The 24,034-nt window shown below is 47.0% G+C and carries 22 protein-coding genes; all 22 read right to left on the bottom strand.

Annotated elements, in window-relative coordinates:
- Nucleotides 1–150: 150 nt before the first annotated feature.
- Nucleotides 151–648 carry a DivIVA domain-containing protein gene (locus tag ACRRU2_RS01285; protein WP_331699330.1) on the bottom strand — a complete coding sequence of 166 codons (498 nt, stop codon included), beginning with the start codon at nucleotides 646–648 and terminating at the stop codon, nucleotides 151–153.
- Between the two features lie 104 nt (nucleotides 649–752).
- A complete protein-coding gene (locus ACRRU2_RS01280) occupies nucleotides 753–1,529 on the bottom strand; it encodes an RNA-binding protein (RefSeq protein ID WP_432499714.1) in 777 nt (258 codons plus the stop codon).
- 5 nt (nucleotides 1,530–1,534) lie between these two features.
- On the bottom strand, nucleotides 1,535–1,813 hold the full coding sequence (locus ACRRU2_RS01275; RefSeq protein WP_331699328.1) for a YggT family protein: 279 nt from the start codon (nucleotides 1,811–1,813) through the stop codon (nucleotides 1,535–1,537).
- A gap of 7 nt (nucleotides 1,814–1,820) precedes the next feature.
- Nucleotides 1,821–2,303 carry a cell division protein SepF gene (locus ACRRU2_RS01270; RefSeq protein WP_331699327.1) on the bottom strand — a complete coding sequence of 161 codons (483 nt, stop codon included), beginning with the start codon at nucleotides 2,301–2,303 and terminating at the stop codon, nucleotides 1,821–1,823.
- A gap of 2 nt (nucleotides 2,304–2,305) precedes the next feature.
- Nucleotides 2,306–3,025 carry a YggS family pyridoxal phosphate-dependent enzyme gene (locus ACRRU2_RS01265; protein ID WP_432499713.1) on the bottom strand — a complete coding sequence of 240 codons (720 nt, stop codon included), beginning with the start codon at nucleotides 3,023–3,025 and terminating at the stop codon, nucleotides 2,306–2,308.
- A gap of 1 nt (nucleotide 3,026) precedes the next feature.
- Nucleotides 3,027–3,884 carry a peptidoglycan editing factor PgeF gene (gene pgeF / locus ACRRU2_RS01260; protein ID WP_432499712.1) on the bottom strand — a complete coding sequence of 286 codons (858 nt, stop codon included), beginning with the start codon at nucleotides 3,882–3,884 and terminating at the stop codon, nucleotides 3,027–3,029.
- Between the two features lie 46 nt (nucleotides 3,885–3,930).
- Nucleotides 3,931–4,212: a PRC-barrel domain-containing protein gene (locus ACRRU2_RS01255; protein WP_331699324.1), complete on the bottom strand. Its 282-nt coding sequence runs from the start codon at nucleotides 4,210–4,212 to the stop codon at nucleotides 3,931–3,933.
- Nucleotides 4,213–5,342: 1,130 nt separating this feature from the next.
- The gene (gene sigG / locus ACRRU2_RS01250) at nucleotides 5,343–6,125 is read right to left on the bottom strand and encodes an RNA polymerase sporulation sigma factor SigG (RefSeq protein ID WP_331699323.1); all 783 of its coding nucleotides are present in this window, start codon (nucleotides 6,123–6,125) and stop codon (nucleotides 5,343–5,345) included.
- Between the two features lie 149 nt (nucleotides 6,126–6,274).
- Nucleotides 6,275–6,997, bottom strand: coding sequence for an RNA polymerase sporulation sigma factor SigE (gene sigE / locus ACRRU2_RS01245; protein ID WP_432499711.1), 723 nt, complete (start codon nucleotides 6,995–6,997; stop codon nucleotides 6,275–6,277).
- A gap of 38 nt (nucleotides 6,998–7,035) precedes the next feature.
- Nucleotides 7,036–7,968, bottom strand: a complete 933-nt coding sequence (gene spoIIGA, locus ACRRU2_RS01240; protein WP_432499710.1) for a sigma-E processing peptidase SpoIIGA — start codon at nucleotides 7,966–7,968, stop codon at nucleotides 7,036–7,038.
- A gap of 283 nt (nucleotides 7,969–8,251) precedes the next feature.
- Complete coding sequence (gene ftsZ, locus ACRRU2_RS01235; RefSeq protein WP_331699320.1) at nucleotides 8,252–9,364, bottom strand: cell division protein FtsZ; 1,113 nt, start codon at nucleotides 9,362–9,364, stop codon at nucleotides 8,252–8,254.
- 17 nt (nucleotides 9,365–9,381) lie between these two features.
- A complete protein-coding gene (ftsA, locus tag ACRRU2_RS01230) occupies nucleotides 9,382–10,626 on the bottom strand; it encodes a cell division protein FtsA (RefSeq protein WP_331699319.1) in 1,245 nt (414 codons plus the stop codon).
- A gap of 443 nt (nucleotides 10,627–11,069) precedes the next feature.
- Nucleotides 11,070–11,822, bottom strand: a complete 753-nt coding sequence (locus ACRRU2_RS01225; RefSeq protein ID WP_331699318.1) for a cell division protein FtsQ/DivIB — start codon at nucleotides 11,820–11,822, stop codon at nucleotides 11,070–11,072.
- A 127-nt stretch (nucleotides 11,823–11,949) separates the two neighbouring features.
- A complete protein-coding gene (murA, locus tag ACRRU2_RS01220) occupies nucleotides 11,950–13,218 on the bottom strand; it encodes a UDP-N-acetylglucosamine 1-carboxyvinyltransferase (RefSeq protein ID WP_432499709.1) in 1,269 nt (422 codons plus the stop codon).
- Between the two features lie 15 nt (nucleotides 13,219–13,233).
- Nucleotides 13,234–14,139 carry a UDP-N-acetylmuramate dehydrogenase gene (gene murB, locus ACRRU2_RS01215; protein WP_331699316.1) on the bottom strand — a complete coding sequence of 302 codons (906 nt, stop codon included), beginning with the start codon at nucleotides 14,137–14,139 and terminating at the stop codon, nucleotides 13,234–13,236.
- 170 nt (nucleotides 14,140–14,309) lie between these two features.
- Nucleotides 14,310–15,413, bottom strand: a complete 1,104-nt coding sequence (gene murG / locus ACRRU2_RS01210; protein ID WP_432499708.1) for an undecaprenyldiphospho-muramoylpentapeptide beta-N-acetylglucosaminyltransferase — start codon at nucleotides 15,411–15,413, stop codon at nucleotides 14,310–14,312.
- Between the two features lie 7 nt (nucleotides 15,414–15,420).
- The gene (gene spoVE, locus ACRRU2_RS01205; protein ID WP_432499707.1) at nucleotides 15,421–16,518 is read right to left on the bottom strand and encodes a stage V sporulation protein E; all 1,098 of its coding nucleotides are present in this window, start codon (nucleotides 16,516–16,518) and stop codon (nucleotides 15,421–15,423) included.
- Between the two features lie 44 nt (nucleotides 16,519–16,562).
- A complete protein-coding gene (murD, locus tag ACRRU2_RS01200) occupies nucleotides 16,563–17,990 on the bottom strand; it encodes a UDP-N-acetylmuramoyl-L-alanine--D-glutamate ligase (protein WP_432499706.1) in 1,428 nt (475 codons plus the stop codon).
- Between the two features lie 67 nt (nucleotides 17,991–18,057).
- Nucleotides 18,058–19,017: a phospho-N-acetylmuramoyl-pentapeptide-transferase gene (mraY, locus tag ACRRU2_RS01195; RefSeq protein WP_432499705.1), complete on the bottom strand. Its 960-nt coding sequence runs from the start codon at nucleotides 19,015–19,017 to the stop codon at nucleotides 18,058–18,060.
- A gap of 4 nt (nucleotides 19,018–19,021) precedes the next feature.
- Entirely contained in the window at nucleotides 19,022–20,431 is a 1,410-nt protein-coding gene (locus ACRRU2_RS01190) for a UDP-N-acetylmuramoyl-tripeptide--D-alanyl-D-alanine ligase (RefSeq protein ID WP_432499844.1), read from the bottom strand.
- A gap of 5 nt (nucleotides 20,432–20,436) precedes the next feature.
- Nucleotides 20,437–21,918 carry a UDP-N-acetylmuramoyl-L-alanyl-D-glutamate--2,6-diaminopimelate ligase gene (locus ACRRU2_RS01185; RefSeq protein ID WP_432499704.1) on the bottom strand — a complete coding sequence of 494 codons (1,482 nt, stop codon included), beginning with the start codon at nucleotides 21,916–21,918 and terminating at the stop codon, nucleotides 20,437–20,439.
- 76 nt (nucleotides 21,919–21,994) lie between these two features.
- Entirely contained in the window at nucleotides 21,995–23,935 is a 1,941-nt protein-coding gene (locus tag ACRRU2_RS01180; RefSeq protein ID WP_432499703.1) for a stage V sporulation protein D, read from the bottom strand.
- Between the last annotated feature and the right edge of the window lie 99 nt (nucleotides 23,936–24,034).

Genomic DNA, 24,034 nt, shown 5'->3' with positions numbered 1-24,034 from the left:
TTTCGTTATAATAATACTGTTATAGCGTATATTTGCCCTCATTGTCAACCTGCGGGCGAATAAATAGGCCAAGGTAAACGGCTTTCGCCTTCCTTTTGACAATTGTGTTTACTGATGAAATAAAGGAACAGAACACGAATGTGCGTCCGCTTAGCCTCTTAGCAGCTCTTGCTCCTTAGCTTGAGCTTGCTGCTCCAATGTTTCCCAGCCGTCCTGCGACAACAGCTCTAATTGAGCTTCAACCAGCGTGCGGAAGCGAGCGCGGTAAATAGAGGCCTGCTTCTTCAGCTCTTCTACCTCCAAAGACACTTTACGCGATTTATTCAAAGCGTCATTAACAATACGGTCAGCATTTTTCTCAGCTTCTTTAATAATAAGCTGCGCTTCCTTCTTAGCATTGTTGCGCACTTCATCTGCAGCTTCCTGCGCTACGATAATCGTTTTACTTAAAGTATCTTCAATATTGGCAAAATGATTCAAGCGCTCCTGCAGGCTTAACATTTGATTTTGAATTTCTTTATTTTCACGAATGAGGGACTCGTAGTCTTTTATGACTTGATCCAAAAACTCATTAACTTCATCCTCGTCATAGCCGCGCAATCTTCGTGAAAACTCTTTATTATGTATGTCCAATGGCGTAAGCGGCATTGGCGCACCTCCTAAAACTTCTAATATCTGAACAATCATTTCGACAGAATTGTTCAAATTCCTGCAAGCTGCAGCAAGATGCCTTTATTTTTTTAAAAACAAGCCTAAACATATTTGCCGATTTTGACTCGCGCTCTGCCCTTCTTCGTCACGCCGTCAGCCTCCAGCACCTTAAACCTGCCAAAGCCTTTAAACGAAACGACATCGCCTTCCTTCAATGCTGCGGACGGATCCTCCATTGTGCGCCAGTTAACCTTGCATCTGCCGGCACGGATCGGATCAACAATCTTCGTTCGGCTTAAACGATAAACGTCGCTGGCAATGCCATCAAGCCGCATAGACGCGACTGTAATACTGATTTCTTCAAGCTGCTGCTTTACAGGCTGCAGCTGTTCGATCGGCAGTATTTCTGTCAGCACATTGTCACGGTGCACCTGGCGCAAATGAACATTAAGAAACGATGCGATCTCGTCGAGCACAACGATATGGGCAAAAGAATCATGAACATGAATATCGCCAATCCGGTCCCGCTTAATGCCAAGCCCAAGCAGCGCTCCGAGAAAATCGCCGTGATCGAGCTCGGTTTTAGCGGACAATTTCACTTCAAGCACGGATAGCTCAAGCGCTTCGCTGTCCACATCACGGTAATCCGGCGCTATAATCGCTCGTTTCCGCTCTGCCTCGCTATACCCGCCATCCAGACGAATAACGACCTCGCCGCTGCGGTTCGCCAGGCTAAGCAAAATTTGCGCCTGACGGGGATCAAGAAAATCCGTTCGCCGAAGCTCATGCTGTCTGGCAGACCGATCGATCCACTCGGCAGCCCGATCGACAAACGGCTTCTCGTCCGCGTGAAAATGTTCATAAATTGCTGGTTTCACCAAACTCACCCGTTAATCATATTAAAAATAAATGACAATACAGCCAATATGCCAACGCTAATAAATCTTAAAGCAAACAGCGCAGCGATCGGCGATAGATCCAGTCCGGCGATTGGCGGAATAAATCTGCGGAATACGCCGACATACGGCTCTACAATTTTCCCGAGTATTTGACCGATAAAGCTGTCTCGTGCATTAGGAAACCACGACAACAGCACATAACCAATAATTAAATAACTATAAATTTCCAATGCATTCGAAACAAACCTGTAAATAAAATCCAATTCAAGGTCACCTCATTTTGTTGTAATCGTGCTCCTCTGCCAGCATTTCTGTAATGGCACCTTGAATTTCTACTGATTCTGGCGTACACAGAAAAATATTAGGACCAAGCTTAGAGATGCTGCCGTTCAGGGCATATACGGTACCACTTAAAAAATCTACAATTCGCAGCGCTAAATCACCGCGAACACGCTGCAAATTAACGATGACAGAGCGGCGAGAGCGCAAATGATCGGCAATTTCTTGAGCTTCGTCATAGGAACGCGGCTCATTGAGCACGACGCGCATATTTTTTTGCGAATGAATGCTAACCACATTATTGCTATTTATACCGCTATTCATACTGCTCGCCTTAGCATTTCTACGCGCTTCGAAGGTCGTTGGTTCCACTTCATTGTCTTCCTGCTGCGATTGTGAAACTTTCTCGCGCTCCACAACTTCCTCTTCTTCCTGCAAGCCAAGAAAATTCATAAACCTATTCATGACGCTCATAGTTATTCCTCCTCTTCCCCAACTAGTATCGTGCCTAACCGAATCCAGGTTGCCCCTTCTTCAATCGCTACTTCAAAATCATTGGACATGCCCATCGAAAGCTCGCGTATGGGGCTTGTCCCTCCTGAGTTGCTCTGAATATGATCTCTAAGCTCGCGCAGCGCTCTAAATACCGGTCTCGTCGATTCAGGATCAGCTTCATAAGGCGCCATCGTCATAAGTCCGATTGGCTTGATCGCGGAATATTGGCCAAGCTGATCTATAAAAGCCGTCAGCTGATCCGGCTCTATCCCTTGCTTGGAATCCTCCCCCGATACATTAACCTGAATAAAGCAAGGCACCGTTATGCCCAACGCTTCTGCTCGCTTCTGTATCGCTTCTGCTAGTGAAATTCTGTCCAGTGAATGAATATAATCAAATCTACCTACTACTTCCTTGGCTTTATTGCTTTGCAAGGAACCTATAAAATGCCAGACTGGCTTTGTCGAAAGATGCGCATCGGTATGTTGAAGCTGCTGTAATTCCTCCCATTTGGCACGGGCATCCTGCCAGCGGTTTTCTCCAAGATGCCATAAATTGTTTTGCAAAGCTTCGTTAGCTCTGTCCGTAGAAACATATTTCGTTACGGCGATTATAGTTATGTCATTTCTATTCCGGCCCGAGCGCTCGCAAGCAGCCAAAATGCGCTCCTCTACTTGCGATAATTTAGTACGGATCAACATGCTATCGCTCTCCCTCTGAGATGCCGATCCAGCTGGCCATGCGTCCAGTTTTGCCCTTCTCGATACGATGCGAATAAAATAAATCAGTTCTACAGCCAGTGCAGTACTTCGTTAATTCGATATGGATCGGCAAAATTCCTGCTTTCATCATAATCTGTCGGTTTATTTCTTTCAAGTCTATTTGAGATTTTCCTTCCTCGCTCACCCTATTCATCCAGCCTGATTGTACAGGATCCAGACCATAATTATGAGCAAGCTGCTCAAGTGAGCTTATAACCTGCCCATCAACCTCATAGCAGCATGAGCTGATTGAAGGACCGATAGCAGCCCGCAGCGCATCAGTGCGCGTGCCATACTCTCGCTGCATAGCTTCAATTGTATGCGCCGCGATTTGTTCGACCGTACCTCTCCAGCCCGCATGGGCAAGGGCGACGGCATTATTATCCTTATCGTAAAAGTATAAAGGAACACAATCCGCATAATATGACACCAGCAAAATGCCGGGCACATTCGTCATTATCGCGTCGCAGCCTGCTATAGCGTCCTGATGCCTCTCTCTGCCTCTGCCGCGGTCGCTGCGCTCTACTTTGTATACAGAGTGGCCATGCACCTGCTCTGCGCAGCTCCAAGCGTCAAAGGGCCATTCCAGAGCGCTGGCGACCAGCTGGCGATTGCGAATAACAGCCTCGCTTGAGTCTCCAACATGCAGTCCCATATTAAGCGAAGACCATTGCTCCTCGCTGACTCCGCCAGAGCGTCCTGTAAAGCCTGCAGTTAATTTATTATTGACGCTCATCCAGTCCGACAATAAAAAAAGCGAAGGCGCCTTCGCTGAATCGAGTGTTTGAAATGGCTCCACGCTGTCCTCTCCTCTTTGAAAACATTGCTAATTCAATATTACATCGTTATGTTCTCGCGTGCAAATCTTCCTCCTCCGGCCGATTATTACGCGCTTCATCAAGCCTGACGAGCACAACATCCGTTCCTATTTTCACAATGTTGCGCCATGGTATGACCACCTCGGTGCCGGAGCTTCCAAACAAGCCTAAAATTTTTGTATACTGCGGTACTACGATAGAATCTATGCGGCCTTGGCGCAAATCCAATTCCAAATCTGTAACCTGGCCCAACCGCTTGCCATCTACAATATTTATAACGTCCTTCGTTTGAAAATCAGAAATTTTCATCGAATCACCGCTTTCAAATAGGTTGTTGTCCGGTAAGCCTCTTTTATACTATATGAATATATTTGAAAAAATGTACATTCAGCCAGCAAGATTACCGGGAAATTCAATGCAAGTTGTTGTGCATTGCTGTTTAATAATGCATCAGGGCATTCGGTACTGTTTCTGTGCATTGCTGCTGAGTAATACTTGTTAGGCAGTTGTTGGCTGAATTGCCGCGCGATACCTGTCGTACTTGTTGGACATGATACGAAATTACATCATATTTTCCCGTTTTGTTACCTTTCTTTCAGTAATCCAGCGATTATCAGACTGTTGAAAAAGCTCTGCAGTTGCTTAATAGTTTTTTGGCACCTATAAAACCTGTAATGGTTAAAATTGGCCTACAAAGGCGGACGCTACCGCTTCTCCAGTCCCAATCTTGCTCTCCGTTCCCCTTTTCTTTGCTTACCAAATGATGCTCACAATGAATGGACGTGGTCACACGTTCCGTTATTTGCCTAAAAACCGCCATTTTCTTCATTTCGCGGTCACACATTCCGCTATACGGCTCCAAATGAGGCACTTTCAGCAATTTATAGATCAATAACGGAACGTCTGTCACTTTGCCACCGCAAATCTACGATTTTAGGCGTAATAACGGAACGTCTGACCATCTAGCGAAATTGTCGATTCGTTCCACTTAAAATTTCCAAAGGTGCATTTTATGCAAAATAGCGCCTTGAGGATTCGTTATAAAATAAACGCTTACCGAGCCTGTTACCGACTATCAAGCTGCATTATAGCTCTTCCCACAGCCTGAGGAAATGCAATTAGCCATGCAAGGCTGGATGCAGTACGGAAGAAAAGTAGCTAAGGTATAGGTACATCCTCCGTTGCAGGAATAAGCTCGCCTGTCTGTGAGTACAATTGCAATTAGTATGCTTTCCAAAGTTTCGTCAGTGCTTAGAGCAAGGCTGCATCAAGGATAAACGGCTCCGCTGTCATTTGGACTGGCGCGTTTACCGATGAAATATAAGAACAGATAAAAGTTCCCAAAAACTTATACTTTCTTATATTTTAATAAAAAAAAGCAAAGGACAGCACCACCAAGGTGCTGTCCTTTGCTGTCCTCTTGGACAAGCCTGCTATGCTTACGTTTTTACGTGCTTCTGCATCTGATTAATGGCAGATTTCTCAAGGCGTGATACCTGTGCCTGTGATATTCCGATCTCATCTGCAACTTCCATTTGTGTCTTGCCTTCAAAGAAGCGCATGGACAATATCATTTTTTCACGATCATTGAGCTTGTGCATCGCTTCGCGCAGCGCAATCTCCTCGATCCAGGTTACATCCTTGTTACGATCATCACCAATTTGATCCATGACATAGATCGGATCGCCGCCATCATGATAAATCGGTTCAAAAAGCGATACCGGGTCTTGAATTGCGTCAAGAGCAAAAACAACATCCTCCTTCGGCACATTCAGCGCTTCAGATATTTCAAAAATAGTCGGCTCTCTTGAATATCTGTTCGTCAAGCTATCTCTAACCTGCAGCGCTTTATAAGCAATATCCCTCAAGCTGCGTGATACGCGTATCGGGTTATTGTCGCGCAAATAACGCCGAATTTCTCCAATAATCATAGGTACTGCATATGTGGAAAACTTAACGTTTTGACTAAGATCAAAATTATCGATTGCTTTCATTAGTCCTATGCACCCGACCTGGAACAGATCGTCAACAAACTCCCCCCTGTTATTGAATCTTTGAATTACACTAAGCACTAGCCGCAAATTGCCATTGACTAATTTCTCTCTTGCCGCCCATTCATTCTGGGTTTGCAGTGCAGTGAACAATTCACGCATTTCGACATTATTAAGTACAGGCAGCTTAGCGGTATCCACTCCACAGATCTCGACTTTATTTCGGGTCAACGTGACTACCTCCCAAAGAGAAACATTAATGATCATTATTTCCTCGAGCGATCATTTTATTCCTAAATTCTCCCTGCGAAGATACATTCCAGCCCGTCTACTAAAGCCGCTTCATAAGCAAACAGCTTGAGAAATGCACACTGTAAGCGCTATACCATTTTGTTAAATTCTTTTCTAAGCCGTTTAATAATTCTTTTTTCCAAACGCGAAATGTATGACTGCGAAATGCCCAGCATATCCGCTACATCCTTCTGTGTTTTTTCTTCGCCATCGCCTAGCCCAAATCGCAGCTCCATAATAATCCGCTCGCGTTCAGTAAGCTTATCCAATGCTTTATGCAATAGCTTGCGGTCAACCTGCTCCTCGATATTTCTATAAATAGTGTCATTCTCCGTGCCCAGCACGTCAGAAAGCAGCAGCTCATTGCCGTCCCAATCAATATTAAGCGGTTCATCAAAAGAAACCTCTGTCCGCGTTTTGTTATTTCTGCGCAAATACATCAAAATTTCATTTTCGATACAACGTGAAGCATAGGTCGCCAGTTTTATTTTTTTCTCAGGGTCAAAAGTATTAACTGCTTTAATAAGTCCGATTGCTCCTATTGATACTAAATCTTCAATATGAATGCCAGTATTTTCAAACTTTCTGGCAATATAGACGACCAGTCTTAAATTTCGTTCAATAAGCATCGCTCTTATCGCCGTGTCCCCCGAAGGCAGACGATCCAGCAAATATTCCTCTTCCTCACGGGATAAAGGCGGCGGCAACGCTTCACTTCCGCCAATATAATAAATTTCTTCACTCTTTAATCCGAATAAAAATAAAAGCCGATAATAATAAAGCTGAACAATTAATTTGTATTTGACGAGCATTTGCCCATCCCTCCCCGATTGGTTATGTAAATATTGCTTTACGGCTGTACCATTGATGGATGGATAATTGCTCGATAAGTCCCATCTGCAGTAAGCTTGCCGCCATCTAATCCGATTAGCACTTTTTTAGATTCCATAACTTGTCCTTCCACAACAACCTTTACACTGTCCGGTTTAATCGCCAGCATAAATTGCGATCCGCGGTTTACGCCGCGAAATGGCACCAGCCGCATTCTGTCCTGCCAGACAACGCCTGCCGCTTCCACATCCAATCCCGCAATAAGCCGATCGACTTGCCCATCCGCTATTCCTTGTATCCATGCATCTGGTAATTGCTCTTTCCAAAGAGATGCCTCTGTCACCATAACTGGTGTTCTCGTCAAAGGATCATAAAGTTGATTGCCTGTATCAATAAGGCCAATGCATCGCTGCGAATTTTCCCCGATAATAATTTCCACTTCAGCCAAATGAGTACGCACCAGCTCCCGTTCACGTTTTTGTGTCAGTACGGATCGATGAATATAAATTCCTATACTGAGCGCAGTAATAAAGTAAACAAAGCCAAACTTCAACTCCATATTCCAGCCCTCACCTGAAAATGCCATCGTTCTCCACACATTATCCGAGCCTTTAAGCAGTAAAAAATAGATGCCCAGAATCGCGCCGGCCGCTACAAAATTCACTCCGTAAAATGCTGCGACTAGACGAAGAAAATGCTGAAGCGAATTATAGCCGAAAGCGATCCAAAGCATGATGAAAGATACGGATATTTTAATAGCTAGCATGAACATAAATGAAAGCTGGGGAAAAATCATGAGCACGACATAGCACGCGCCAAAAGCCGCTGATGCGAGCATACGCCAAGGGTTGGGCCTTATATGGCGCACCCAGGCCGTTGTCCAAAGCACAATGCCATCTACAAGCAGCTCTCGTAAAAATAAAATGTCTACGTATACTGCCAGACCGGTCACCACCTATTCCTTCGGCAGCGGATTATTAGCGCTTTATGCCGCGCATTGCGCATTGCTAGAAAGAACGACTGAATTCAGTATAGTAAACTATGATTTCAAAGTCTGTCTATTCATGACGTCATGTCATCGCTATTTTTGTCGACTGCACTAAAAAGAAACGACTTCAAATTTTCGACAGGGAATACAGAAGGAAGGCTGGCACAAAGGGGCAGTAAATGAAAAAAAGAGTGCACCGCACCATCTATGATGGCTGCGGACACTCTTTGCAGACTTAGTTGTAATTTTAGCGATCGTTGCGAGGCGTTCTGCGCAAAAACGCTGGGATTTCCAGCTGATCGCTGGACGGGCTCGAGCCGAAAGGTCTTACTTGCGACTGCGAAGATGAAGCAGGCTCATTGCTTTCTGATTGAGTCTGTGGCGTTCTCCGCGGAGGTGTAGCAGGCTTCGATTCAAATCCGGTTGCAATAACAGTAACCTTAATATCATCTTTCATATCTTCATCAATAATTGCACCAAAGATCATGTTAACTTCCGGATCAGATGCTGAAATAACGATTTCAGCCGCTTCATTCACCTCATAAAGTGATAGATTGCTGCCGCCCGTAATATTCATAATTACGCCGCGTGCGCCATCAATGGAAGTTTCGAGCAGCGGGCTCATAATCGCTTTGCGAGCTGCTTCAGCAGCACGGTTCTCGCCGCTTGCAATACCGATACCCATAAGCGCTGAACCGCGTTCTGTCATAATCGTCTTCACGTCTGCGAAGTCAAGGTTGATTAGACCCGGCACTGCGATCAAATCAGAAATACCTTGAACGGCTTGGCGCAGTACATTGTCGGCTTCACGGAATGCTTCCAGCATCGGAGTTTTCTTATCGACAATTTCCAACAGTCGGTCATTTGGAATAACGATTAGTGTATCTACCTTATCCTTTAGCGCCTCTATACCAAGCTCAGCTTGTCCAAAGCGCTTGCGGCCCTCAAATGTAAACGGGCGTGTAACAACGCCGACGGTCAACGCACCGCACTCACGAGCAATTTCAGCTATAACCGGAGCTGCACCCGTACCTGTACCGCCGCCCATGCCGGCTGTTACAAATACCATGTCAGAGCCTTTTAGCTGATTCATAATAAGTTCGCGAGATTCTTCAGCTGCCTTTTGACCTACTTCAGGATTAGCACCAGCGCCTAGACCGCGGGTCAGCTTGTCGCCAATTTGCAGCTTATGCTCCGACTTTGCCAGGTGAAGTGCTTGTGCATCCGTATTTACCGTAATAAATTCTACACCCTTGACTCCATTTTCGATCATTCGGTTAACAGCGTTGCTGCCGCCGCCGCCTACCCCTATAACCTTTATTTGAGCCAATTGTTCCAGCTCCAAATCGAATTCTAACATTTCTCAATGTCCCCCAGTCAGATAAATTCGTTAAACATATTTTTTAATCGTTCGAACATACCGGGTTTAGATGAAGCTGCGGGACTAGCTTTTCGGCTAGGGGTTGCTTTTTTCTCCGCACCGCTGCTGCGCGCGCCCATATACTTCGATACGTATTGAATCATTCCTACTCCACTGCTATACGCTGAGTCTTTCACGCCTATGTAGTCAGGTAGAGCAATTCGGACCGAAGCATCCAGTTCATGCTGAGCAAGCTGCAGCGTTCCCGGCAAGGATACCGTTCCGCCGGTTAACACATAGCCATTATCCTTATCGCCATATCCCATGCGGCCAACCTCTTGCTTGATCAAATGGAATATCTCTTGCATGCGCGGCTCGATAATGCTGGCAAGGTCTTGCTGAGAAAACTCTTTCTCCAAATTACTTCCCATTCTAGTAACCTTAAATCTGACATCCTCAGCAGCATCAGCAACTGAAGCACAGCCATACTTGATCTTCAATCTCTCAGCATGCTCGGTTTGAGTACGCAGGCCATAAGCAATATCATTGGTGACATACTCGCCGCCAATTGGCAATGTCGATATTGCAGATAATCCTCCCTGGTCAAAAATAGCGATAGTTGTAGATCCTGCGCCAATATCTGCAAGCACTGTGCCTACCGATTTTTCATCCTTGGACAGGCTCATTACACCGGACGCCAAAGAAAGTAGAATAACGCCGGAAATTCTTAATCCCGCCTTCTCTACGCAGCGCATCAAATTATGAATAGCTGTCTTCGTGCCTGTAACTATAGTCGCTTCAACTTCCAGCCGGACTCCAATCATACCGCGCGGATCAGCGATGCCTTCAAGCCCGTCTACCAAATATTGCTTAGGGACCAAGTTAATAATTTCACGCTCAGGCGGAAGTGCTACCACCTTTGCAGCCTGTAAAACTCGTTCTATGTCTTCTTCGCCAATTTCCCGATCCTCATTCGATACTGCTACAACGCCGTGATTTGTTTGCAACGCAATATGATTGCCTTGAATACCCACGTATACATCCGATATTTTTATATCCACCATACGTTCCGCATGCTCAATAGCATTGCGAATCGATTTTACTGTCTGGTCAATATCTACAATTGCGCCTTTGCGAATACCTTCAGAGTCAGCAGATCCAACTCCAATAATATTAATGGCTCCATTATTCACTTCGCCAATAATAGCTCGAACCTTGGATGTACCGATGTCCAAACTGACGATGATGTCATTGCTGCTCAACTCGCGGCACCTCCATTTCATCAATAATTAGTCATCTCAATTCATATTCAACAAACTTAATATATTCCCTCTTTTTTCATCATATTTTACATGAATCTAAGTTTATTCACAACCTTATAGCAATTCGGACCATTGACCGCTGCTAGATTAATAGTTTATTTCAAGGATAAACGGCTTCGCCTTCCATTGGGAAGACGCGTTTACCGATGAAATATAAGATCAGTATACGTGTGCAAAACTTATAAACTCTTATATTTCAAGCAGAAACGCTATGCGTCCTTGTCTCAAGACAACTGGCATCCTTGAACTGCTTTCCAGCGGATGTGCGAATTGCTCAGCATATAAGAAAAATAAATGCCAAACCTATTATTCTTATATTTTATAAGGACATTAAAATTCTAACATTGTTTGTAAAGATTGAGTAGTCTTTATTTCATTAGATTTTAATTAGATTGTACATCAGATTCGCCATCAGAATCAAAAGGCACATACGTATCTGCCAGCAGCATCGTAATTTTGCCCGGCTCCTGGGTTTCAATTACCGCATTAAGCGCCTCGATCTTTTCTGTCAGCACGGATACCGCCGTTACGACCTCGAACCGGGTTCTCGTATACATTCTTATTCTATCAGGATATGCATTCGAAGGAATAGGCAAAATTTCTGACAAATCTGACAGCTGCTTACTCGGTATTAGGGCAAGCTGCTTGGCCAGCTCGATTTTGATCGGATCATCCTTCTCCCAATCAGTCAGGACAGGCTTGTCTATAAGCAGGTTCGCTACATCAGTGGCATCAACTGAAGTGCCGTTGGCAAGCAAAGCAATCATATGGCCATCCTCTGACAGCTCGAAAGCGACAGCAGGATGTTCCTTCAATGCAATATTAATAACGCCAGGGAATTTTTTTGTAATTTGAGCCGACTCTACCTCGAGCAGCTTCTCTACCTCAGCTTTGATTGCGGTCGTCGAGGACTGGAAAAAAGCATCTCCTACGCTAATGCCGGATGCCTTGACGATAACTTCATTTTTTGCAAACTGCGCACCTGAAATGCGAATCTCAGATATTTTGCTGATCGAAGAATTGAAAAATAATACCGCCAGCAATGCTATAAACAATAAAACTACAATGACGATTAATTTAATATTCGTTTTTTTCTTTTTTACAGGCTCTTGCAAAACAGGCATCTGCGATTCCATAACTTGTCCCTTCTTTCTCCAAAACAGAGGCTCCCTTGAGAAGCCGCCTAGCCTGCGATTATACGTTCCATAATCGAAGCGGGCTGCCAAGGAGCCGATTCATTCTGTCTTATGACTAATGCAAGCATTAGTTATTGGTAACAGGAGAGTAGCGAGATATGCTGGCACCTAGATGAGACAGAGTTTCTTCAATGCGGTCATACCCTCTATCTATATGATGCACCTGCTCTACTATTGTCCGGCCGTTAGCCGCGAGGCCGGCGATGACGAGCGCTGCACCTGCCCGCAAATCAGTAGCTTCTACTGTTGCGCCATACAGTCTCTTGACACCACGAATGAAAGCTGCGTTCATATCTACTCGAATATCTGCGCCCATGCGCGTCAGCTCGCCTACATGCATAAATCTGCCTTCAAAAATCGTCTCCTTCAGCACGCTTACTCCATCGGCTAGCGACAACAGCACCATTAGCTGCGACTGCAGGTCGGTCGGAAACGCCGGATAGGGGGAAGTAACTACGCGCTCAAGCGCTTTGGGCCTTCCTGAATTACTAACCATTATTATATCATCGTCGATTGTAATTTGAACACCCGCTCTGCGCATAACATGTATTAATGAGGTCAAATGTGCCGGCTGTGTTTTCAGCAGTGTAACATTCCCGCGCGTTACCGCCGCCGCAACCATCATGGTGCCTGTTACGATGCGGTCAGGAATGACCCGATAGCGGCAAGGAGAAAGCTCCTCTACACCCTCAATCGTAATTGTATCGGTTCCGGCGCCGATAATCTTTGCACCCATCTGAATAAGAAAGTTTTGCAAATCTTGTATTTCCGGCTCTCTGGCAGCGTTGCTGATAGTCGTTCGGCCTTTGGCAAGCACCGCAGCCATCATAATATTCTCAGTCGCGCCTACGCTCGGAAAGCTAAGGTGAATATCTGCCCCTTGCAGCTCCTTAGCGCGGCATATAATGACATTGCCTTCTTCCTCTATTTCAGCTCCCAGCGCCTGAAGGCCCTGCAAGTGCAAGTCAATTTTCCGTTCGCCAATCGCGCAGCCTCCCGGCTGATAAACTTTGGCCTCGCCGAAGCGGGCTAGCAGCGGTCCCATTAAAAAAATGGACGAACGCATTTGTCTCATCAATGCTTCTGGCACATGGGGGGAATGAGCCTTTTCCGTTTGAACTACAACCGTTCCATCCTTATGCTCCGCCTGACAGCCGAGTTCACGCAATATGCTGAGCATAACGCTAATATCCAATAATTCAGGCACATGCTCAATCGTTGAAGTGCCTGAGGCCAGCATGCTGGCAGCCAAAATCGGCAAAGCGGCATTTTTAGCTCCTTGGATAACGATGGTTCCTGAGAGTGGTTTCCCGCCTTCGATCACCAATTTGTCCAATGTATCACCTCCGAATTACCGCTCACCCACCACCAATACCTCTGGCACTAATTGAACGCCGAAGCGCTCATTAATCGTGCTTTGAATATGGGACATGAGGGCGAGAACATCTTCAGCTGTCGCTTGCCCGGTGTTTACAATAAAATTGGCATGCTGCGTAGATACTTGTGCGCCACCGATCATAAGGCCTTTGAGCTGAGCCGACTCTATTAATCGAGCCGCATAATCATTAGGCGGATTTCGGAACACGCTTCCTGCAACCGCTAGCTGCAAGGGCTGCGTATCCAATCTCCGTTTTTTATGAGCAGCCATCGCTTTCGCAATTTCCTCTCTGTTGCCCTCTGACAGTTCAAAGCTAGCTTCAACTACCATTCCTTTTTGCTCGTGCAAAATAGAATGCCGATAAGAAAAGCGCATGTCTTCCTTGCTGTAACGCACCAATTCTCCTGTTTCCAGTACAATGTCAGCCGACTTGAAAATTCGTGACACATCCGAACCATGTGCACCCGCATTCATATAGACAGCTCCACCGACCGCTCCTGGTATGCCTCCAGCGAACTCCAGCCCTGTCAAGCCCCCCTTGCCCGCCAGCACGGAAAGCTTAATGAATGAATAGGAAGCCCCTGCGGTCACCTGCGTACCGTCGATACGCATGTAGTCGAGTCCCTTCCCAGGTTTAATCACTACGCCGCGAATGCCTTTATCGCTTACCAGCATATTAGACCCGCGGCCAAGACTGATCCATGGAACATCGTGCTTGCTGAGCAAGCTGATGGTCCTTATTAAATTTTCTTTGCTGTCTGGAACAATCATCAAATCCGCTGGTCCGCCAATTTTCCATGTCGTATAGTTTGAAAGCGGTTCGTTGAAGAGCAATTTTCCGACATTGGCTCCTTCTATTTCCGCTATAAATGCTTCCATCTGGTTCTGCCTCCTTATACGCTGTATCCTTACGTCATTCGCAGCAATCGTCCATGGCGCCTTGCCTGTTGCCTATGTTAATCCGGTAATGATTGTTGCTTGGTAGACGGTCACGAGTATAGGGTATCATATGCCCCTGATAATCTTTGTGTGACAATCGCCTATCTGTTCTATTTTTCAATCGATTGCAGCACCTTTACTATACGCTGCGCAGAATCGGGCACGGCAAGACGTTTAGAGGCTTCTGCCATACGGGCAAGCTTATCCTCGCTTTTAAGCAATTCCGTTAGCTGCTCAAGCAGGCTATCCCCTGTCAAATCCTTCTCCAAAATCATTTCTGCAGCTCCGGCTTCGACGAATGAACGGGCGTTAGCTTCCTGATGATTATTGGTTACATTGGGAGAAGGAATCAGTATAGACGGCAAGCCAAGCGCAGACATTTCGGCAAGTGAGGAGGCGCCTGACCGGCTAATGGCCAGCACGGAATCACGCAATACCGCCGCCATATTATGCAGATAAGGCGTAACCGTCAGGTTTCTAGCAGCAAGTATGCCTGATTCTTTGAGTTTAGCTATTGTAGATTCATAATAAAGCTCGCCAGTTACGAATAAAAAATGATAGTCCCGAAAGCGGTCCAGCTTGCTTCCAAGCTCCAGCATGGCATCGTTAAACGCCCTCGCCCCCCGGCTTCCGCCCACCATCAGCACAAGCTTCTTATCGCGGGCCAGACCTAATGACAAAAGCCCTTCACCTTTCCTGGTGCTCAGCACATTGGTTGCGCATGGATTGCCTGTGTAATCAATGCGCTTTGCTTTCGGAAACTGCGTTAAGGACTGTTCAAAACTGACCCCGACTGCGCTTGCGTATTGAGATAAAAATTTATTAGTCAAGCCTGGAATGGCGTTCTGTTCGTGGATAAAAGTAGGTATGCCAAGCTTAGCGGCTGCGTAAACGACCGGTCCGCAAACATAGCCGCCAGTTCCGACTACTGCATCGGCCTCAAACTCCTTCAGCAGCTGCTTGGAGCGCTTGACCCCTTTAAAAAATCGCATAATCGTTTTGAAATTTTCAAGCGATAAAGAACGGCGAAAGCCTGTAATTTCTATCGCTTCAAAGTCAATGGCATGCTCAGGAACGACCTTGCTCTCGAGACCGCGCGTTGTTCCAATATATAAAAGCTTTGTATCCGGATTTTGCTCAGCCAAATACTTGCCTACAGCAATTGCAGGATATATATGGCCGCCGGTTCCTCCACCGGTTAGAACGATACGCATATGAAATTCACCTCGAATAACGGGATATATTCAGCAAAATGCCTAACGCTGTCAATAGAAGCGTTAAGGATGAGCCGCCATAGCTGACTAGCGGTAAAGTAATGCCTGTTACTGGCATCATGCCGATTACAACGCCAATATTAATAAGTACCTGAACGCCTATAATGCTTGTTATGCCTGTGGCAAGCAGACTTCCGAACGTATCAGGAGCTGCAATAGCTGTACGAATGCCACGCCAAATCACAGCAAGGAATAATAAAATCAGCGCTGCTCCGCCAATAAAACCAAGCTCCTCGGCCAATATAGAAAAAATAAAATCAGTCTGCGGCTCTGGCAAATAACTAAATTTTTGCCGGCTCATTCCGAGCCCAAGCCCGACCAGGCCCCCCGGCCCGATTGCGAATAAGGATTGAATAATTTGATAACCGCCGCCCAGCGGATCAGCCCAAGGATCCAAAAACGATGTTATGCGCTGCAGGCGGTAAGGCGCAGCAAGAATGAGCCCGACCAAGCCGGCGACGCCAAGCATGGCCAATCCCCCCAGATGAGCGAGTCGTGCACCTGCGGTATAAATGAGCAGTAAGGAAGCTCCTACCATGACAGCGCCAGTGCCGAGATCAGGCTGCAGCATGATCAGGCCAAAGGCAAGGCCGACCAAGCCCAGCGGCGGCATTAGCCCCTTCGTAAATTGTGTGATCGTCTGCTGTTTTTCTGACAGCCACTTTGAAAGAAACAAGATCATCGCCAGCTTCATAAATTCTGAAGGCTGGATGCCAAATGAGCTGATGCCAAGCCAGCTCCGCGCTCCGCCGCGTACAACGCCGATTCCAGGAATCAAGACGAGCACAAGCAAGCCGAAGCAAGTTACGAGCAGCAAGGGCGCCCATTTCTTCCAATGGGAATAGTGAATATTCATAGTAAATATTAACGCACCAATGCCTAAGGCAGCAAATAATACTTGCCGTTTGACAAAATAAAAACGATCGCCAAATTGATGAAAACCTAATACTGCGCTAGCGCTGTATACCATTATCAGTCCAATTACGAGAATGAAAATAATCGACAAGAGCAGGTATACATCCGGGGCAGATCTAGCTTTAGCCATAATCAAACACACCTCTTAGCTGGAAAGTAGGGACAGGCCCCCTACTACAAGGTATGCGCCGATTTTTTAAAAATGCTCCCTCTCTGCTCGAATGAATCAAACATATCCCAGCTTGCGCAAGCAGGGGAAAGCAGTACTGCGTCTCCCGGCTCTGCCAGCGCTGCCGCCTGCAAAGTCGCCTGCCGGAGAACAGCTTCGGCGTCCTCCACAGGTTCGACGATTTCGACCTTAGTTAAACCTGCCTGCTTCGCAACAGCCGCCAGCTTCTCTCCCGTCTCTCCAAGCACGACTAGCCCTTTGAGCCTGTCTCTAAACAATGGCAGCAGCTCCATATAATCAGAACCGCGATCAAGACCGCCGGCAATCAGCACGATCGGCTCCTGCAGTGAAGAAACGGACATCATAGTCGCCATTGGATTCGTAGCCTTGGAATCATTATAAAATTTCACGCCGTTATATTCTCTTACATATTCTAGCCGATGCTCCACACCTTTAAATACGCGAAGCGGCTCCGCAAGTTGCGCTGGCTCAGCGCCTGCAGCGATACAAATAGCGATCGCAGCCAGAGCATTGGCTACATTATGTCTGCCCGGGAGGCCCAGCTCGCTCGTTGGCATCAGCACGAAAGGCTCTTCCTGCTTACTGGCGCAGCGATACACAATGAAATGCTCCTTATCGCTTTGTTCCCCTTTAAGAAACGGCGGATCGACATATACTCCTTGCTCAAGCACGGAATATAGTGAAAAGGGCAGAGCTCGGGAAGGCAGGCCTGCCGTCAATTGCCTGCAAAGCTCGTCATCCCAATTCCATACTGCTACATCGCCGCTTGTCTGGTTGGCAAACAACTTGGCCTTCGAAGCGGCATAATCGTCCATCCCGCCATGATAATCGAGATGAGTCTCTGCCAAATTAAGCAGAGCGCCAATGGACGGCCGGAATTGCTTCGTTCCTTTTAGCTGGAAGCTGCTTAGCTCTGCAACAACCCACTGCCGTTCATTCGCCTCTGCAGCAGCCTCGCATAGCGGCCTGCCGATATTGCCGGCTACGATCGGCGACAGTCCTGCTGCTTGCAGCAGCTCTCCGACAATCGTCGTTGTCGTCGTCTTGCCATTGGAGCCGGTAATGCCGATGATTGGTGCGGGTGATATCCAATACGCCGCCTCTACCTCCGTAATAACAGGTATGCCGAGAGCCTCCGCCTGCACAACTGGCAGTGCACTGTAAGGAATGCCGGGATTTTTAATGAGCAACGCAGTTTGTTCTGTTACAAGATCGTCCGGATGGTATCCGCAAATCACAGAAATGCCCAAAGCGTCTAATTCTGCCGCTTCGGGACAAAGTTCACGTTCTTTTTTATCATTTACAATGACGTTTGCACCGGCTTTATGGAAAAGCTTGGCGACACTGACACCGCTGCGCGCCATGCCTAGCACGATAACCTGGCGATCACGATATGCTGCTGGTTGATTCATATAGTCAATCCTCTCTATGGATAGAGCGAAGCGGCTCGCAAATACGGCCGCTTTCATACTCTTAAAATTATTTTAATGAAATTAATAGGCCGAGCGCTGCCAGCAATAGTCCTACTGACCAAAATACTGAAACTACCTTCCACTCCGACCAGCCGCTCAGCTCAAAGTGATGATGAATCGGACTCATTTTGAATATGCGTTTTCCTCTCAGCTTAAAGGATGCCACCTGTAATATAACGCTGAGCATCTCTAGTACGAAAATTCCGCCGATCAGAATAAGCAGCAGCTCTGTTTTCGTAAGAATGGCAACTGCAGCAATGCCTCCCCCGATCCCAAGCGAGCCCATATCGCCCATAAACACTTTGGCAGGATGCGCATTATACACTAGAAAGCCTAAAACGCCGCCGATCATAGCTGCCGAAAAGACGGCGGATTCATGCGCTGAAACCTGCAGAGCAATAATGGCAAAAGCGCCAAACGCGATTGCGCTTGTTCCAGCCAATAAGCCGTCAACCCCATCCGTGAAATTAACTGAGTTGCTGGCAGCAAACATAATAATGACAACAAACGGATAATAAACCCAGCCCAAATCAAACGACCAGCTCGTACCAGGCAGAAAAATTTCTGTACTATGATTCATATTATACAAAAGCACACATACAATGACGGAAAATATTAATTGACCTAGCAGCTTTTGCTTGGCGGTAAGCCCCAAAGAACGCTTAAATACAATTTTAATGTAATCATCCAAAAATCCTACTAGTCCAAAACCAAGCGATGCAATAAGCAAAATCCAAAATTGCGGTGTTTTGTCTGCAAATCTTAAAAACGCTATCGTTGCGGCAAGCATAATAATAATGCCGCCCATCGTCGGGGTACCGCTTTTCTTCAAATGGCTTTGCGGCCCGTCGTCACGTATTTGCTGGCCAAACTTCAAGCGGCGAAGCATTGGAATTAGTAATGGCCCTAGAATGACTGCTATTAAAAAAGAAACGCCGAGCGAAAACAACATGACCATCATATCCATATGCTCACCCCTTCTCCAATTGACTTACAATCTGTTCCATCTGCATGCCGCGCGAGCCTTTGACGAGTACGATGTCGTCCTCCTGGATGCGGCCTATCAGCCACTTGGACAGCTCATCCTTCGTATCAAAATAATGTGCTTCTCCCTTGCCCGTCTGCTCCATGACGGCTTTTGCACCCTCGTAAATATGACGTGACAATTCCCCATACGCAAGCACTGCAGTGGCTCCGCCCAAAGCGGCATGTTTGCCAATCTCCTCGTGCATTTGCGCTTCTTCCTCGCCCAGCTCCAGCATATCGCCGAGCACAATCCATTTATGGCTGTACCCTTCCACGCTGGCAACCAGATCTAATGCCGCGCGAACAGATGTAGGGCTGGCATTATAGCAATCATTCAATAGCTTTGCACCGTTAAAGGCCGTGGACGGCTCGATTCGCATGCCGGTTAAATTTGCTTGAAGCAGACCTTCAGCGATTTTGTGGGCAGGTACGCCAAAAAATCTGGCAACCGCGATGACGCCAAGCGCATTGCTAATATTATGTATGCCCGGGGTTTTCAATTGCAGCTCGCCGAGACTGCTTGCTTCTCCATTATATTTCGCTATAAAGGATGAACCTTCTGTATACAGCTTGATTTGTTCTGCTGACCAATCATTTCGATCAGACAGCCCGAATGTGCGAACCGTTACGCCAGACGGAATGGCGGTGCGGGCAATCTCCTCATGCAGAAGCGGCTCATCGCCGTTGAACAGAAGCAGCCCCTGCTCGCTTAAGCCGCTTGTTATTTCCAGCTTGGCCTTTGCAATGCCGGCTCTGGAACCAAGCTGCAGCATATGCGATTCACCTATATTAGTAATAATTGCAGCATCAGGCTGAGCAATTTGCGTCAGCAACTCGATCTCGCCAAAGCCGCTCATGCCCATTTCCAGCACAGCTACCTCCGTATCCTCTTCAAGCTGCAAAACGGTTAGCGGCAAGCCGATTTCATTATTCAAATTGCCTTCTGTTTTATGTACCTTATAAACCGTACCCAGCACGGCAGCCGTCAAATCCTTCGTTGTTGTTTTTCCATTGCTGCCCGTAATACCTACAACCCGGACGACAAGCTCGCTGCGATAAGCCTTGGCAAGCTGCTGCAGCGCCGCAAGTGTATTTTTGACAAGCACTCTGGGAACATGCTGAAGCTCGCTCGGAACCTCGTGATCGGCCTGCCAAAGCATGGCAACCGCTCCGCCAGCGATTGCCTGCTCCGCATAGTGATGACCGTCAAAACGCTCACCGATTAATGGTATGAATAGCTGACCCGGCTTCGCATTGCGCGAGTCTGTAACAGCTCCATGTATAGTTAAGCCGGGATCAACGCCCTTGCTGTTGCCGCCGCACATTTCTGCGACTTGTTTAAGTGTACGATTTATCAATGTTATAATCCCCTTATCGCTTCTTTCGCTACTAATCGGTCGTCGAATGGATAGGAAATGCCATCTATTAACTGATACGTCTCATGACCTTTCCCCGCAATCAATACTACATCCGATGGGCTTGCCATTTCAACCGCAATTTTTATCGCTTCTCTGCGATCCTCCACCAGCTTATACTGCTGATTCGTAAATCCCGCCTCTTTACAGCCTATTTCTATATCTTTCATAATATCCATAGCATTTTCACTTCTTGGATTATCTGAAGTTATGAGAACGGCATCGGAATAGCTTGCTGCTATTTTGCCCATCAAAGGGCGTTTCTTGCGATCACGATCGCCTCCGCAGCCAAATACGGTAATAACTTTGCCTTTGGCGAATTCATGCACAGCCTCCAGCACATTTTTCAATCCGTCCGGCGTATGGGCATAATCGACTAAAACCGCAAACGGCTGTCCCTCGTCAATTCGCTCTACTCTGCCTGGAACACCGTCTATTTGCTCGAGGGCCTGCTTGATTACCGCCAGCTCCACCCCTTCAATCAAAGCCGCTGCAATAGCCGCCAGGGCGTTGTAAACATTGAATTTACCTGCCAGAGGCAAATGAATAATCACGTCGCCTTTAAAGCTATTCAGCTTGAAGACAGAGCCGCTATTGTTCATAGACATCAAGCTTGCGCTCACATCAGCCTTATTCTCTATCCCATACGTAACAACCTCCGCCGAGGTCAGCTTGGCAAACTTATGTGAAGCTTCATCATCAGCGTTCAGCACTGCATAGGACCGCTGCCTCGGAAACCGGCTTATGCCGTTGCCCAGCCTGGAGAAGAAAAGCCCCTTCGCATCTTGATATCGCTCCATCGTTCCATGAAAATCTAAATGATCCTGCGTCAAATTCGTAAATATAGCCGTTCGAAAATGACAGCCGATCACTCTGCCCTGCTCCAAAGCATGCGACGATACCTCCATGGCGCAAAACTCCGTACCTGCGTCCCGCATAGCTCCGAGACAGCGCTGCAGCTCCAGCGACAGAGGAGTGGTTCTTTGCATCGGATAGGAGCGGTTGTCATAGCGCATCTCAATCGTGCCAATAACTCCCGTTTTTTTATTATGTGCAGTTAGCAGCTGTTCAATCAAATATGTTGTAGTCGTTTTGCCATTTGTGCCTGTAACTCCAATGACTTTCATCTTCTCGCTCGGTCTGCCGTGCAGGGCAGAGGCGATAATAGCCATCGCGTGCGTGCTGTCCTTAACGATGATCTGCGGCACCGCACAATCCAATTCCCGTTCGGCTACGATCGCGACCGCTCCCTTGGCAACCGCTTCGCCTGCAAATTGATGCCCGTCTGCCGCATACCCTCTCACGCAAACATATAACATGCCTGCAGCAATTGTACGCGAGTCATTGTCCATGCCATGAAATGCAACATTGCCGTCACCAATCAGCCTAGCCGTAATAAGCAGCTTCGTAATTTCAAATAGACGCATCTGCTTCAAGCCTCCCTCAATTACTCTAACGGGATACTATATGCCGCTATGAGCAATCGGGTTAATAACCTATCGGTTATGGTGAGGCTGATAGATCATCCTCGTCACCGAGATATATTCGAATGACAGATCCTCTTTCTACTCTTTCTCCTGCAGCTGGCGCCTGCCTTACGACTACTTTGCCTGATCCTGCTGACGCCAAATACAAATTCATATTCATATCCTCGTAAATATCCATCGCTGATTTCCCTATTAAATTCGGCACGGTAACCATAGGTGTCTCTCCGTAACGATATTGACGCTCGATTTGATCCTTGCGCTTAGGCACTTCCAATATTTCCAATGAATCTTCCATTATATTTCGCACAATCGGCGCAGCGACCAGTCCGCCAAACTGGATGCCCTGCGGATTATCAACAGCGACATAAACGACAATTTGCGGATCATCTGCCGGAGCAAACCCGATAAAGGATACGATATGCTCATTTGGAGAGTAGCGTCCGCCTACTACCTTTTGAGCTGTTCCTGTTTTTCCGCCTACACGATATCCATCTATGAATGCATTTCGCCCTGTGCCCTTGGCAACGACGCTTTCCAGCGCCTCTCTTACTTGCTTGGAGGTTTCCTCGGATACTACCGTTCTGACCGGCTCCGGCTCCACCTCCTGCACCGTCTCGCCCGTCTCCCTGTTAATCCAGGACTTGACCACATAAGGCTTATATAAAGTGCCGCCATTTATGGCAGCCGACACTGCTGCGACCTGTTGAATCGGAGTAACGGAGACGCCTTGTCCGAATGCAGTCGTCGCGAGCTCTACCGGGCCAACCTGGCTAAGCTTAAACAATATGCCGTTTTCCTCGCCGTTAATATCAATACCCGTCTTTTGACCAAAGCCGAAATCTTTAATATATTGGAACAGCTTATCTTTTCCTAGACGATTGCCCAAGGCCACGAAGCCAGGGTTGCAAGAGTTTTCAACGACTTCCAAAAACGTTTGGCTGCCATGGCCGCCCTTCTTCCAGCAGCGCAATCTAGCGCCACCGATTTCTACTGCGCCGGGATCAAAGAAATGCTCGTGTTTCAGATTAACCTTCTTTTCCTCCAATGCAGCTGCCAGCGTAATAATTTTGAAAGTTGAGCCTGGCTCATAGGTCATCCAGATCGGCAAGTTTCGATTGTAAACCTCCTGCGGCACCTCTTTATAATTTGCCGGCTCATAGGTTGGCCGGCTTGCCATGCCAAGCACTTCTCCCGTATTCGGGTTCATGGCAATAGCTATAATATTGTCGGCTTGCAGCTGCGTCATCGCCAGATCGAGCTCTCGCTCCATAATGCTCTGTATATTTTTATCCAGCGTTAGCTGCATCGTCAAGCCTTCCTTAGGCTCGACATAAACATCGGTTGAATTCGGCATCTGGCGCCCGGCTGCATCAGACAAAAACGATATATTGCCGGGGATGCCGCTTAATTCTTTATTATACTTCGATTCAATGCCCGTCAAGCCCTGATTGTCGATGCCTGTAAAGCCGAGCACATGGGCCCCAAGGCTTCCATATGGATAAAACCGTTTATTATCCTCAGCTACAATTATACCCGGCAGCTGCAAGGCTTTAATTTCAGCAGCTTTTTCAAGCGTAATCTTGCGCCCTCCAGGCCCAAGCTGTACGAGCATTTTTTTCGTTTTAATTTTTTCGAGCAGCTTTTCCTCCGTCATGCCCAAAGGAACGGCTAACGCCTTTGCTGCTGCTTCCTTGTCTTTCACTTGAACAGGAATCGCCCAAACTGTCGGCGAGCTTACATTGTATGCCAGCTGCACGCCGTTGCGATCCCATATTTCTCCCCGCTTGGCTACATACGGTATATTGCGTCTCCATGAATCCTCAGCCTTTTCAGACAATTCTTCACCCTGCCACAGCTGCACATAAGCCAAACGTCCAATTAATGCAGCAAAAGCAATTCCTGCCAGCAAGATGATCGAAAATAAACGGCGTCGCACCGTCACATTAGACACCTTCATCGCTCGTCCCCTCCGCCTGCTTACTTCAACAGAGCATGTACATATGCTCATTTCAGTTTATTCAGCGAAATGGACGGATAGAACAAGCTAGGCTCTGCA

It is taken from the genome of Paenibacillus sp. GXUN7292 (genome assembly GCF_050864975.1).
GTDB lineage: Bacteria > Bacillota > Bacilli > Paenibacillales > Paenibacillaceae > Pristimantibacillus.
This window is presented reverse-complemented; position numbering and strand designations above follow the sequence as displayed.